Source organism: Streptomyces sp. 3330, assembly GCF_031456635.1.
Lineage (GTDB): Bacteria > Actinomycetota > Actinomycetes > Streptomycetales > Streptomycetaceae > Streptomyces.
Genome location: NZ_JAVDVA010000037.1, coordinates 13,230 through 25,681 on the forward strand (window position 1 = coordinate 13,230; position 12,452 = coordinate 25,681).

Genomic DNA, 12,452 nt, shown 5'->3' on the forward strand with positions numbered 1-12,452 from the left:
TCATCCCTGCGGCTCCAGGTCCTCCTCCTCGAACACCAGCAGCGTGCGCGTGCTGAGCACCTCGGGGATGGACTGGAGCCGGGTGAGCACCACTTCGCGCAGCGCCCTGTTGTCCGGCGTGTGCACCAGCAGCAGGACGTCGAAATCGCCCCCCACGAGGGCGATGTGGGAGGCGCCGGGCAGCAGTCTGAGCTGCTCGCGCACGGTCCGCCAGGAGTTCTGCACGATCTTCAGGGTGATGTAGGCGCTCGTGCCCTGCCCGGCGCGTTCGTGGTCGACCCGGGCGCCGAAGCCGCGGATGACGCCGTCCTCGATGAGCCGGTTGATCCGCGCGTAGGCGTTGGCGCGCGAGACGTGGACCCGCTCCGCGACCGACCGTATCGAGGCGCGGCCGTCCGCCTGGAGCATCTGCAGGATGTCCTGATCGATGGCGTCCAGCGGACGCGGTGGCGGCAGCGGCGGCGGCGTGCCGCCCGGTGAGGGGGCGCCGGCCGGTGACGGGGTACCCGGGGACGGGGCAGTCGGCGACGGGGCACCGGTCGGTGGCGGAGGGTTGCCCGGAGGCGGCGCGGCGCCGTTCTCCGGCCCTTCGGCCATTTGTTCAGGTGCCATGTCCCCCTGCCTCCCTGTCATGGACGTACTGCAGCCATCTCAGGTTGTGGAGAACCGTTTGTCCACAGCCTGAGGGGCCCTGTAGCCAAAATGTGCCGACGACCGAACAATCGGTAGGTGAGGCGCATCACAACCGACGCGTCTCCCGTAGCCACTCCTACGAGGAGGTGCCGTCATGACGGTCATGGAGCAGCGGGGCGCCTACCGGCCGACCCCGCCGCCGGCCTGGCAGCCCCGTACCGACCCCGCGCCGCTGCTGCCCGACACGGAGCCGTACCGCGTCCTCGGCACCGAGGCGGCCGCGCAGGCGGACCCGGAACTGCTGCGCCGGCTGTACGCCCAGCTGGTGCGCGGCCGCCGCTACAACGTCCAGGCCACCGCCCTCACCAAGCAGGGCAGACTCGCCGTCTACCCCTCCAGCACCGGCCAGGAGGCCTGCGAGGTCGCCGCCGCGCTCGCGCTCCAGGAGCGGGACTGGCTCTTCCCCAGCTATCGCGACACCCTCGCCGTCGTCGCGCGCGGGGTGGACCCCGTGGAGGCCCTCACCCTGCTGCGCGGCGACTGGCACACCGGCTACGACCCGTACGAGCACCGGGTGGCGCCCCTGTGCACCCCGCTCGCCACCCAGCTCCCGCACGCCGTGGGCCTCGCGCACGCCGCCCGTCTCAAGGGCGACGACGTGGTCGCGCTCGCCATGGTCGGCGACGGCGGCACCAGCGAGGGCGACTTCCACGAGGCGCTGAACTTCGCCGCCGTCTGGCAGGCCCCGGTCGTCTTCCTCGTGCAGAACAACGGCTTCGCGATCTCCGTGCCGCTCGCCAAGCAGACCGCCGCGCCCTCGCTGGCCCACAAGGCCGTCGGGTACGGCATGCCGGGCCGCCTGGTCGACGGCAACGACGCGGCGGCCGTGCACGAGGTGCTGACGGACGCCGTGCGGCGCGCGCGTGAGGGCGGCGGCCCCACCCTCGTGGAGGCGGTGACCTACCGCATCGAGGCGCACACCAACGCCGACGACGCCACCCGCTACCGCGGCGACGCCGAGGTCGAGACCTGGCGCGAACACGACCCGATCCAGTTGCTGGAGCGCGAGCTCACCGCGCGCGGGCTGCTCGACGAGGACGCGAAGCAGTCCGCGCGGGACGCCGCCGAGGAGATGGCCGCCGACCTGCGCGCCCGCATGAACCAGGACGCGGTCCTCGACCCCATGGACCTGTTCGCCCACGTGTACGCCGAACCCACCCCCCAACTGCGGGAACAGCGGGACCTGCTGCGGGCGGAGATCGAGGCCGAGCACGCCGACCAGGAGGGTACGCACCGATGACCACCGTCGCCCTCAAGCCCGCCACCATGGCGCAGGCCCTCACCCGCGCGCTCCGCGACGCGATGGCCGCCGACCCGTCCGTGCACGTCCTGGGCGAGGACGTGGGCACCCTCGGCGGTGTCTTCCGGGTCACCGACGGTCTCGCCGAGGAGTTCGGCGAGGACCGCTGCACGGACACCCCGCTCGCCGAGGCGGGCATCCTCGGCACCGCCGTCGGCATGGCGATGTACGGACTGCGCCCGGTCGTGGAGATGCAGTTCGACGCCTTCGCGTACCCGGCGTTCGAGCAGCTCATCAGCCATGTCGCCCGCATGCGCAACCGCACCCGCGGCCGTATGCCGCTGCCGATCACCGTCCGGGTGCCCTACGGCGGCGGCATCGGAGGCGTCGAGCACCACAGCGACTCCTCCGAGGCGTACTACATGGCGACCCCGGGCCTTCACGTCGTCACGCCCGCCACGGTCGCCGACGCCTACGGCCTGCTGCGCGCCGCCATCGCCTCCGACGACCCGGTCGTCGTCCTCGAACCCAAGCGCCTGTACTGGTCCAAGGACTCCTGGAACCCGGAGGAGCCGCAGCCTGTCGAACCGATCGGCCGCGCGGTGGTGCGGCGTCCGGGCCGCAGCGCCACGCTGATCACCTACGGGCCGTCGGTCCCGGTCTGCCTCGAAGCCGCCGAGGCGGCGCGCGCCGAGGGCTGGGACCTCGAGGTCGTCGACCTGCGTTCCCTGGTGCCCTTCGACGACGAGACGGTCTGCGCCTCGGTACGGCGCACCGGCCGCGCGGTCGTCGTCCACGAGTCGGGCTCCTTCGGCGGCCCGGGCGGGGAGATCGCGGCCCGCGTCACGGAGCGCTGCTTCCACCACCTGGAGGCGCCGGTGCTGCGCGTCGCCGGGTTCGACCTCCCGTACCCGCCTCCGATGCTGGAGCGCCACCACCTGCCCGGCGTCGACCGCATCCTGGACGCCGTGGCGCGGTTGCAGTGGGAGGCGGACAACTGATGGCACAGGTCCTGGAGTTCAAGCTTCCCGACCTCGGAGAGGGACTCACCGAGGCGGAGATCGTCCGCTGGCTGGTCCAGGTCGGCGACGTCGTCGCCGTCGACCAGCCGGTCGTCGAGGTCGAGACGGCCAAGGCGATGGTCGAGGTGCCCTGTCCCTACGGCGGTGTGGTCACCGCCCGCTTCGGCGAGGAGGGCACCGAACTGCCCGTCGGCGCCCCGCTGATCACGGTCGCGGTCGGCGCGCCGGCCTCCGGTGGCCCGGACGTCCCCGCCAGGGAGGCCGAGGGGTCGGGCAACGTGCTCGTCGGCTACGGCACCTCGGAGGCGCCCGCGCGCCGGCGCCGCGTCCGGTCGGCGCGGCCCGAACCCGCCGCTTCCGTGACCGTCGCCGCCCCCGCTCCGGCTGCCCCGGTCGTCCCCAGCGTCCCGGCCGCCGCGCCCGACGGCCCCGTCCCCGTGATCTCCCCCCTGGTGCGCAGGCTCGCCCGGGAGAACAACCTGGACCTGCGCGAGCTCACCGGCTCCGGGCCCGACGGGCTGATCCTGCGGGCGGACGTGGAGAGCGCCCTGCGGGGGACCGCCCCCCGGGAGCAGGCGGCGCCGTCGCCCGCGTCGCCCGCTCTCTCCGGAGGCCGCCGTATCCCGCTCAAGGGTGTCCGGGGCGCCGTCGCGGACAAGCTCTCCCGCAGCCGACGCGAGATCCCCGACGCGACCTGCTGGGTGGACGCCGACGCGACGGAGCTGATGCGGGCCCGGGCGGCGATGAACGCGTCCGGAGGTCCGAAGATCTCCCTTCTCGCCCTGCTCGCCCGTATCTGCACCGCGGCGCTGGCCCGCTTCCCGGAGCTCAACTCCACCGTCGACCTGGCGGCCCGCGAGGTCGTCCAGTTCGACCAGATCCACCTCGGCTTCGCCGCGCAGACCGAGCGGGGACTCGTCGTGCCCGTCGTCCGCGACGCGCACGCCCGGGACGCCGAAGGACTCACCGCCGAGTTCGCCCGGCTCACCGAGGCGGGCCGGGACGGCCGTCTCACCCCCGCCGACCTGACCGGCGGCACCTTCACCCTGAACAACTACGGGGTGTTCGGGGTCGACGGCTCCACGCCGATCATCAACCACCCCGAGGCGGCCATGCTCGGCGTCGGCCGCATCGTCCCCAAGCCGTGGGTCCACGAGGGCGAGCTGGCGGTGCGCCAGGTCGTCCAGCTCTCGCTCACCTTCGACCACCGGGTGTGCGACGGCGGGACGGCGGGAGGCTTCCTGCGCTTCGTGGCGGACTGCGTGGAGCGGCCGGCGGTGCTGCTGCGCACCCTGTGACAGCGGGCGGGCCCCGGCGATTCGCGCGTTTCCCGTGATCCGGGGGGCCCGCATCCCGGGGACGGCCCGCATACTCGGGGGGTGACCTCGAACGAGCCCGCCGCCCACGACGCCGTCGTGCTCGCCGGTGGCGGCGCCCGCCGGCTCGGCGGCGCGGACAAGCCGGGCGTGCGGGTGGGCGGCCGCGCGCTGCTCGACCGGGTGCTCGGCGCCTGTGCCGACGCGCACACCACCGTCGTCGTCGCCGACCCCCGTCCCACCGCGCGGCCCGTGCGCTGGGCGCGCGAGGACCCGCCCGGCGCGGGGCCCGTCGCCGCGCTCGACGCCGGGCTGCGCCACACCGCGGCGGACGACGTCCTCGTCCTCTCCGCCGACCTGCCCTTCCTCGCGGCGGACACCGTGCGGCGGCTGCTGACCGCCCTGCGCGCCGGCGCGGCCGAGGGTGTGCTGCTCACCGACGCCGACGGCCGTGACCAGCCGCTCGTCGCCGCGTACCGCACGGCCGCCCTGCGCCGCGAACTGGCGGCGCTCGCCGCCGCCGAAGGCGGCCTCGCCGGGCTGCCGCTGCGCCGGCTGACCGCCGGACTCGACCTCGCCCGCGTCCCCGACCCGGTCGCGTCGTTCGACTGCGACACCTGGGACGACATCGCCGCCGCCAGGGCCCGCATCAGGGAGCATGACCACGTGTTGGATGAATGGATTTCCGCAGTCAAGGACGAGCTGGGCATCGACCTGGACGTCGACACCGGCGCTCTCCTCGACCTCGCCCGCGACGCCGCCCACGGGGTGGCCAGGCCCGCGGCCCCGCTGACCACCTTCCTGGTCGGCTACGCGGCCGCGCAGGCCCGGGGCGGCCCCGAAGCCGTCGCCGAGGCCGCCCGCAAGGCCGCCGCGCTCGCACTGCGCTGGGCGGAGGAAGCGGAGCAGGAGAAGCCCGGGCAGCAGGCGGCCGGGGAGCGGTCCGCCGGACAGAGCGGCGGCTCGGGACCGGACGCCGGATGACCGCCCGCGGTACCCGGCAGGGCCTCGACGCCGAGGACCTCGACGTCGAGGAGGCGCTCGCCCTCGTGAAGGACGGCAACGGCACCGCCCGCCCCGCCGGCGGCCACGGCTCCGAACAGCGCGCGGGCGGCGGCAACGGCACGCCGTCTGCCCCCTCCGCCTCCTCCCCGGCCCGGTCCCCGGAGACCGGTCACGGGGGTGATGCTGCCGAGCACCGCCACCGGGCCACCGCCTGGCCCGAGGCCCGGACGATCGCCGCCCGCGCCGCGCGGTCCGGCGCCGCCCGCCTCGCCTCCGTCTCCGTGACCCTCGGGGACGCGCTCGGCCTCGTGCTGGCCGCCCCGCTGACGGCCCTCACCGACCTGCCCTCCTTCGACACCTCGGCGATGGACGGGTGGGCGGTCGCCGGCCCGGGCCCCTGGCGCGTACGGGAGGACGGCGTGCTGGCCGGCAGCGCGGCTCCCGCGCCGCTGGCCGACGGCGAGGCCGTGCGGATCGCCACCGGCGCCCGCATCCCCCCGGACACGACGGCGGTGCTGCGCAGCGAGCACGGGCGGACCGACGACAACGGCCGACTGCACCCCACCCGCGAGATGCAGCACGGCCAGGACATCCGCCCGCGGGGGCAGGAGTGCCGCAGCGGGGACCAGCTGCTGCGCGCCGGGGCGGTGGTGACCCCGGCCGTCCTCGGCCTCGCCGCGGCCGCCGGGTACGACACGCTGGCCGCCGTCCCCCGGCCCCGGGTCGAGGTGCTCGTCCTGGGCGACGAGCTGCTGACCGAGGGCCGCCCGCACGACGGCCTCATCCGGGACGCCCTCGGTCCGATGCTGCCCCCGTGGCTGCGGGCGGTGGGCGCCGAGGTCATCGCCGTGCGCCGGCTCGGCGACGACGCGAAGGCCCTGCACAAGGCCGTCACCGCATCCGGCGCCGATCTCGTCGTCACCACCGGGGGCACCGCCTCGGGTCCCGTCGACCACGTGCACCCCGTCCTGCGCCGACTCGACGCCGAACTCCTCGTCGACGGCGTCAGGGTGCGGCCCGGTCACCCGATGCTGCTGGCCCGCCTCAAGGAGGACCAGCACCTCGTCGGCCTGCCCGGCAACCCTCTCGCGGCCGTCTCCGGCCTGCTCACGCTCGCCGAGCCGCTGCTGCGCACCCTGGCCGCCCGGCCGGCTCCCGAGCCGTACGCGCTGCCGCTGCGGCAATCGGTGCACGGGCACCCCTACGACACCCGGCTCGTCCCGGTCGTCCTGCGAGGTGACCATGCCGTGCCGCTGCACTACAACGGCCCGGCCATGCTGCGCGGTATCGCGGCGGCGGACGCCCTCGCCGTGGTGCCGCCCGGCGGCGCCCGCGCAGGTCAGGAGACGGAGCTCCTCGACCTGCCCTGGGCGACGGCCGGGATGGACGCCTGTTTCACGTGAAACAGCCCTGATTCACCGGTGTTTCACGTGAAACGGCCGTATGGCGTCGGGCTCGTCCCCGTTTCACGTGAAACACCCTCATACCTCTTCGGGGGCCGGCACGGCTCGGCTGACCGTGATCACACGGTCCCCCAGCTGGAGACGGGTGAGCCGGGGGTCGGTGTAGTCCAGCAGTTCCTTGCCCCGGACGACGGCCACGACCTGGTCCGAGCACGTGCGGGGCGCCTCGCCGACCTCCGCCTTGCCGACCGGCCGCTCGATGAGGTCCAGGCCGTTGCCGAGGGTCATCAGGTTCTCCAGGGTCTTGGCCACGGTCGGGCTGACCATCGAGACGCCGAGCAGCCGGCCGGCGGAACTGGAGCTGGTGATCACCGTGTCCGCGCCGCTCTGCTTGAGCAGGGGCACGTTCTCGTCCTCCCGGGCGGCCACGACGATCGTGGCGCGCCGGTTGAGCTGCCGGGCGGTGAGGGTGACCAGGGCGGCCGTGTCGTCCCGTTGCGGGGCGACGATCACCCGGGCGGCGTTCTGGACCTCCGCCTTGAGGAGCGTCTCGGAGCGGGTGGCGTCCCCGGTCACCGACACCAGGCCGTCGTCGCCGGCGGCGAGCGCGGACTTGCGCTGGGCGTCCACGATGACGATCCGGTCCTTGGGGATGCCCTGTCCGACGAGGGTCTCCACCGCGTGGCGGCCCTTCGTGCCGTAGCCCACGACCACGACGTGGTTGCTGATGCGGGTCCGCCAGCGGTGCACGCGGACCTGCTGGCGGGTGCGCTCGGTGAGCACTTCCAGGGTGGTGCCGACCAGGATGATCAGGAACAGCACGCGCAGCGGCGTGATGACGAGGATGTTGATCAGCCGGGCCGTGCTGCTGACCGGAGTGATGTCGCCGTAGCCCGTGGTGGAGAGCGTCACGGTGGCGTAATAGGCGGCGTCGAGGAGGTCGACGGTCCCGTCCGAGTTGTCGTTGTAGCCGTCGCGGTCGGCGTAGACGATCAGCGTGGTGACGGCCAGCACCAGCAGGCCCATGGCGAGACGCCGCAGCACCTGCTGGAGCGGGGGGACGCCGATGCGCATGGGCATGGTGATGGAGCGTCCCGCCTCGGCGTCGTCGCGGGCTTCGCTGCGCGAGCGGTACCACAGGGACCTGAAGAGGGAGAGCCTGGCCGGGCCGGCCGGCTGTCGTTCGTGGTCCTTCATCGTGTGCCCCCTGTGACGGTGATCCGATCGGTGGGCACCATGGTTCCCGGCGGGCTCGTGCCCGTCATGAAGCAACACGTGTCCATGAGCCCACAGATATCCATGATCCCGGAGGTCCCCTTGCGCGACCACACTGTCGTCGTCGGCTTCGGTACGAAGGGGCGGTCCGCGATCCGGACGGCCTGCGCGGCGGGTCTGCGCAGGGAGCAGGTCGTGGTGATCGACCCCAGCGCGAAGGTGATCGACGCGGCGACGGCCGAGGGTTACGAGGGCGTGGTCGGGGACGCCACCCGCAGCGATGTGCTGCGGCGTGCCGAGGTGCAGCGGGCGGGACGGATCGTCATCGCGACCCAGCGGGACGACACGGCCGTCCTCGTGGCGCTGACGGCCCGCCAGCTCAACCCCCGGGCGAAGATCGTGGCGGCGGTCCGCGAGGAGGAGAACGCCCCGCTGCTCAAGCAGTCGGGCGCCGACGAGGTCATCACCAGCGCCGGCGCGGCCGGCCGGCTCCTCGGCCTCTCCGTGCTCAGCCCCGCGGCGGGCAGGGTGATGGAGGACCTCATCCAGCAGGGCGACGGACTCGACCTGGTCGAACGGCCCGTCACGAAGGCGGAGACGGGCCGCGGACCGCGGGAGACGGACGACCTGGTGGTGAGCGTCGTCCGCGGGCACCGCGTCCTCGCCTACGACGACCCGGCGATCGGCGTGCTGGAACCGACCGACCGGGTGGTCACGATCGTGCGGGTGGGCCCGGAGCGTACCCGGACCCCCCTCGGGGCTCCCGGCATGCCCGGGGTCCCGCCGCTGCCGCCGGCCTGAGGCGCGGCCCTCGGGCGCCGCCCGGCGGCGTCACTTGCGGTTGTAGAGCCGCATCGTCACCGGCCCGAAGACCAGCACGAACAGCGCGGCCCACCCCAGCGACCAGGCGATCTCGGCGCCGGGTCGGTCACCCGCCATCAGTCCCCGCACCGCCGAGGCCAGATGGGTGACCGGGCTGTTGTTGACGAACGCCTGGAGCCAGCCCGGCATGGTGCGGGGGTCGACGAACACGTTGGACAGGAACGTGAGCGGGAAGATCACCATCATGCTGACGCCCATCACCGACTTCTCGGTGCGCAGCAGCAGCCCGAACATCGTCCAGATCCACGAGAACGCGAACGAGAAGACGACCAGCAGGGCGATTCCGGCGACCACGCCCATGAGCCCGCCGTCGGGCCGGTAGCCGAGGGCGATGCCGACGGTGAGCATGACGACGGACGCGATCGTGTAGCGCAGGGCGTCGCCCAGCAGGTAGCCGACCATCGTGGACGGCCGCCAGATGGGCAGCGACCGGAAGCGGTCGAAGACGCCCTTCTCGATGTCGGTGTTCACCGAGACACCCGTGTACATCGTGATCATCACGACCGACATCACCAGGATGCCCGGCAGCAGGAACTGGATGTACTCCTCGGGGGACCCGGCCAGGGCGCCCCCGAAGAGGTACGTGTACATCAGCACCATCATGATCGGGAACGCGGTGACGTCGAAGAGCTGCTCCGGCACGTGCTTGATCTTGAGGATGGCCCGCCAGCCGAAGGTGAGGGAGGCGGAGAGGGCGCTCGGGCGGGGCGGGCGCTCCTGCGCGACGAGCAGCGCGGCCAGCGACTCGGCACTGACGGGGGCGAGATCCTGGACGTCCGTGCTGGTCACGGTGCTCATACCCGCACCTCGCCCTTCTCGTCGTGGGCCGGGGTTCCGGCGTCGGCCGGGGTCCCGGGCCCGCTGTCGGTCTTCGTGTCGTGTCCGGTGAGGGCGAGGAACACCTCGTCCAGGCTGGGCTGCCCCAGGGAGAAGTTGTCGACGACGACCCCGGCCCGGGCCAGTTCCCCGAGGGCCCGGGCGGCCTGGGCGGCCGCCGTGTCGCCCGCCGCCGCGTCGAGCCGGGCGGTCAGCGCCACCGGGTCCGGATCCCGCTGGACGTCGGCGTCCAGGGCCAGCCGCAGCACCTGCTCGGCCGCGGGCCGCTGCTCGGCGTCGCGCAGCCGCAGATGGACGGAACCGGCGCCGACGGAGGCCTTCAGCTCGCCCTTCGTGCCCTCGGCGATGACCCGGCCCCGGTCGATGACGGCGATCCGGGACGCCAACTGGTCGGCCTCGTCCAGATACTGCGTGGTCAGCAGCACGGTGGTGCCCTGGGCGACGACCGCCCGCACGATGTCCCACACCTGGTTGCGGCTGCGCGGATCGAGCCCGGTCGTCGGCTCGTCGAGGAAGAGCAGGTCGGGCGTGCTGAGGATGGACGCGGCGATGTCGATCCGGCGCCGCATGCCACCCGAGTAGTGCTTGACCTGCTTTCCGGCCGCCTCGGTGAGACCGAACGCGGTGAGGAGCTGCGCGGACCGCTCCCGGGCCGCCTTCTTGCCGTGCCCGAGGAGCCGGCCGAGCAGCACCAGGTTCTCGGTGCCGGTGAGGTCCTCGTCCACGGACGCGTACTGGCCGGTCAGGCTCACCAGACCGCGCACCTCGTCCGCCTCCCGGACCACGTCGTGGCCGAAGACCCGGGCCTGGCCGCCGTCCGGGCGCAGCAGCGTGGCGAGCATCTTCACGGTGGTCGTCTTGCCGGCGCCGTTCGGGCCGAGGACGCCGTAGACCGTGCCGGTGGGGACGGCGAGGTCGACGCCGTCCACGGCCCTGGTCTCGCCGAACGTCTTGACCAGGCCCGCAGTCTCGATCGCCAGGCCGGCGGTGTGCTGGCTCATGGGGGTTCCTTCCGCGTACTTGGGCTACGCATGGGGAGACCTTTACCGTCGCCCGAACTCATCGGTGATCGCATCTCCTTTTCGCCGCTCTCACCGTCGCGCCGGGGATCATGATCGGGAGCGTTCGGGGGAGGAGTAGCGTCCCTTTCATGCATGCGATCACGATTCCCGAACCTGGTGGTCCCGAGGCGCTGGTGTGGGACGAGGTCCCCGACCCCGTACCCGGCACGGGCGAGGTCCTGGTCGAGGTGGTGGCCGGCGCCGTCAACCGGGCCGACATCCTTCAGCGGCAGGGCTTCTACGATCCGCCGCCCGGCGCCCCCCGCTATCCCGGCCTGGAGTGCTCCGGCCGGATCGTCGAGATCGGCCCCGGCGTCTCCGGCTGGGCCGTCGGCGACGAGGTGTGCGCGCTGCTCGCGGGCGGCGGATACGCGGAGCAGGTCGCCGTGCCGGCCGGTCAGCTGCTGCCGGTTCCGGAGGGCGTCGACCTGCGGCGGGCCGCCGCGCTCCCCGAGGTGACCAGCACCGTCTGGTCGAACGTCTTCATGATCGCCCACCTGCGCCCCGGCGAGACGCTGCTCGTGCACGGCGGCTCCAGCGGCATCGGGACCATGGCGATCCAGCTGGCCAAGGCCGTCGGCGCCAGGGTCGCCGTCACCGCGGGCACCAAGGAGAAGCTGGACCGGTGCGCCGAACTGGGCGCGGACATCCTGATCGACTACCGCGAGCAGGACTTCGTCGCCGAGCTGAAGCAGGCCACGGACGGCGCGGGCGCCGACGTCATCCTCGACAACATGGGCGCGAAGTACCTGGACCGCAACGTCCAGGCGCTCGCCGTCAACGGCCGCCTCGCCATCATCGGCATGCAGGGCGGCATCAAGGCCGAGCTGAACATCGGCGCGCTTCTCGGCAAGCGCGCCGCGATCAGCGCGACCTCGCTGCGGGCCCGTCCCCTGGAGGAGAAGGCCGCGATCGTGGCCGCCGTGCGCGAACACGTCTGGCCGCTGCTCGCCGCCGGTCACGTCCGCCCCGTCGTCGACCGCGAGGTCCCGATGAGCGGCGCGGCGGAGGCCCACCGGATCGTCGAGGCCAGCAGCCACGTCGGCAAGGTCCTGCTGGTCACGCCGGGAAGCAGCAACTAGCGCGGCGCCCGGGGTGCGGCGCGGCCTCAGGGGCGGCGCAGCCGCAGGGCGGCCAGGGCCAGGGCGATGCCGAGGCCGATGAGGACGAGTCCGCTGCCCAGCGGCAGGATCTGCAGCACCGGCCCGGTCCGCTCCGGCTGCGCCACGGGATGCCGCGCCGCGTCCTGCGGCGCCCCGGAGGGCACGGGATCGGCGGCCTGCGGCGACGCGGAGGCGGCGGCGCCGTCGGGCAGCTCGTCGTCGCTCCCCTCGCCCGCGTCCGCACCCGTCCCGTCCTCGCCCCCCGGGTCCTGCGCCTCCGCGTCCGCCTCCTCCTCGGCCTCCTCGTCCACGTGGTCGCCCGCCCGTCCGGGCCGCTGGCGGCCCTCGCCCGCCCGGCTCCCGGCCCGGTCCGGCTCGGCGGAGGAGGGGGCGGGGGTGGCGGACGCCGTCACGGGGGCGTGCGGCGCGGCGGCCGCGGACGACGAGACGCCTCCGCTGGGCAGCAGGAGCACGCCCAGCGTGCCCACCGCGACGCCCACGCCGGTCCGCTTCGCGCACAACGCCTGCTGCCATGGAGTCACGTCGGTGACCCCCTCCCGATGCCCGGTCGCCAAGAAAAGACGCAACAAGCCTCACATCGGGGAACTGTCGTCGCATTCCGGACTCCGCCGAACGGAAACAGTGGATCACCTTTCACCGGGGGGTGCCACGGTG

The 12,452-nt window shown here is 73.7% G+C and carries 11 protein-coding genes and 1 pseudogene; 7 read left to right on the forward strand and 5 right to left on the reverse strand.

Features of this window, described 5'->3' with window-relative positions; translation table 11 throughout:
- A complete protein-coding gene (locus tag J2X68_RS36600) occupies positions 1-597 on the reverse strand; it encodes an Lrp/AsnC family transcriptional regulator (RefSeq protein WP_399041718.1) in 597 nt (198 codons plus the stop codon).
- A gap of 190 nt (positions 598-787) precedes the next feature.
- Between J2X68_RS36600 and pdhA the strand changes: the two genes are divergently transcribed.
- From pdhA to J2X68_RS36625, 5 genes are all read left to right on the forward strand, one after another.
- Positions 788-1,933: a pyruvate dehydrogenase (acetyl-transferring) E1 component subunit alpha gene (pdhA, locus tag J2X68_RS36605; protein WP_310436927.1), complete on the forward strand. Its 1,146-nt coding sequence runs from the start codon at positions 788-790 to the stop codon at positions 1,931-1,933.
- Complete coding sequence (locus tag J2X68_RS36610) at positions 1,930-2,934, forward strand: alpha-ketoacid dehydrogenase subunit beta (RefSeq protein WP_310436928.1); 1,005 nt, start codon at positions 1,930-1,932, stop codon at positions 2,932-2,934. The genes pdhA and J2X68_RS36610 overlap by 4 nt, the downstream gene beginning before the upstream one ends.
- Positions 2,934-4,253, forward strand: a complete 1,320-nt coding sequence (locus tag J2X68_RS36615) for a dihydrolipoamide acetyltransferase family protein (RefSeq protein ID WP_310436929.1) — start codon at positions 2,934-2,936, stop codon at positions 4,251-4,253. Before J2X68_RS36610 ends, J2X68_RS36615 begins: the two co-directional genes overlap by 1 nt.
- Positions 4,254-4,334: 81 nt before the next feature.
- The gene (locus J2X68_RS36620) at positions 4,335-5,255 is read left to right on the forward strand and encodes an NTP transferase domain-containing protein (RefSeq protein WP_310436930.1); all 921 of its coding nucleotides are present in this window, start codon (positions 4,335-4,337) and stop codon (positions 5,253-5,255) included.
- Positions 5,252-6,679 (forward strand): molybdopterin molybdotransferase MoeA, encoded by a 1,428-nt coding sequence (locus J2X68_RS36625; RefSeq protein WP_310436931.1) that lies wholly within the window; start codon positions 5,252-5,254, stop codon positions 6,677-6,679. Before J2X68_RS36620 ends, J2X68_RS36625 begins: the two co-directional genes overlap by 4 nt.
- Positions 6,680-6,757: 78 nt before the next feature.
- Here the strand turns inward: J2X68_RS36625 and J2X68_RS36630 are convergent, their stop codons facing one another.
- A complete protein-coding gene (locus tag J2X68_RS36630) occupies positions 6,758-7,876 on the reverse strand; it encodes an NAD-binding protein (RefSeq protein ID WP_310436932.1) in 1,119 nt (372 codons plus the stop codon).
- 120 nt (positions 7,877-7,996) lie between these two features.
- On the opposite strand from J2X68_RS36630, the pseudogene J2X68_RS36635 reads away from it, so the two are divergent.
- Positions 7,997-8,695 (forward strand): annotated as a pseudogene (locus J2X68_RS36635) (potassium channel family protein); the annotation flags it as partial.
- Between the two features lie 30 nt (positions 8,696-8,725).
- Here the strand turns inward: J2X68_RS36635 and J2X68_RS36640 are convergent.
- The gene (locus J2X68_RS36640; protein ID WP_310436933.1) at positions 8,726-9,574 is read right to left on the reverse strand and encodes an ABC transporter permease; all 849 of its coding nucleotides are present in this window, start codon (positions 9,572-9,574) and stop codon (positions 8,726-8,728) included.
- Positions 9,571-10,614 (reverse strand): ATP-binding cassette domain-containing protein, encoded by a 1,044-nt coding sequence (locus J2X68_RS36645; RefSeq protein WP_310436934.1) that lies wholly within the window; start codon positions 10,612-10,614, stop codon positions 9,571-9,573. Before J2X68_RS36645 ends, J2X68_RS36640 begins: the two co-directional genes overlap by 4 nt.
- A gap of 149 nt (positions 10,615-10,763) precedes the next feature.
- On the opposite strand from J2X68_RS36645, the gene J2X68_RS36650 reads away from it, so the two are divergent.
- Positions 10,764-11,756, forward strand: a complete 993-nt coding sequence (locus J2X68_RS36650; protein ID WP_310436935.1) for an NAD(P)H-quinone oxidoreductase — start codon at positions 10,764-10,766, stop codon at positions 11,754-11,756.
- A 26-nt stretch (positions 11,757-11,782) separates the two neighbouring features.
- Here J2X68_RS36650 and J2X68_RS36655 read toward each other — a convergent pair whose 3' ends face one another.
- Positions 11,783-12,319, reverse strand: coding sequence for a hypothetical protein (locus J2X68_RS36655; RefSeq protein ID WP_310436936.1), 537 nt, complete (start codon positions 12,317-12,319; stop codon positions 11,783-11,785).
- Positions 12,320-12,452: the final 133 nt, after the last annotated feature.

Excerpts from the sequence above, each read along its gene's own strand:
- J2X68_RS36600 (WP_399041718.1), bottom strand. The coding sequence starts at position 597 with ATGGCCGAAGGGCCGGAGAACGGCGCCGCGCCGCCTCCGGGCAACCCT.
- pdhA (WP_310436927.1), top strand. The coding sequence starts at position 788 with ATGACGGTCATGGAGCAGCGGGGCGCCTACCGGCCGACCCCGCCGCCG.
- J2X68_RS36610 (WP_310436928.1), top strand. The coding sequence starts at position 1,930 with ATGACCACCGTCGCCCTCAAGCCCGCCACCATGGCGCAGGCCCTCACC.
- J2X68_RS36615 (WP_310436929.1), top strand. The coding sequence starts at position 2,934 with ATGGCACAGGTCCTGGAGTTCAAGCTTCCCGACCTCGGAGAGGGACTC.
- J2X68_RS36625 (WP_310436931.1), top strand. The coding sequence starts at position 5,252 with ATGACCGCCCGCGGTACCCGGCAGGGCCTCGACGCCGAGGACCTCGAC.
- J2X68_RS36630 (WP_310436932.1), bottom strand. The coding sequence starts at position 7,876 with ATGAAGGACCACGAACGACAGCCGGCCGGCCCGGCCAGGCTCTCCCTC.
- J2X68_RS36640 (WP_310436933.1), bottom strand. The coding sequence starts at position 9,574 with ATGAGCACCGTGACCAGCACGGACGTCCAGGATCTCGCCCCCGTCAGT.
- J2X68_RS36645 (WP_310436934.1), bottom strand. The coding sequence starts at position 10,614 with ATGAGCCAGCACACCGCCGGCCTGGCGATCGAGACTGCGGGCCTGGTC.
- J2X68_RS36650 (WP_310436935.1), top strand. The coding sequence starts at position 10,764 with ATGCATGCGATCACGATTCCCGAACCTGGTGGTCCCGAGGCGCTGGTG.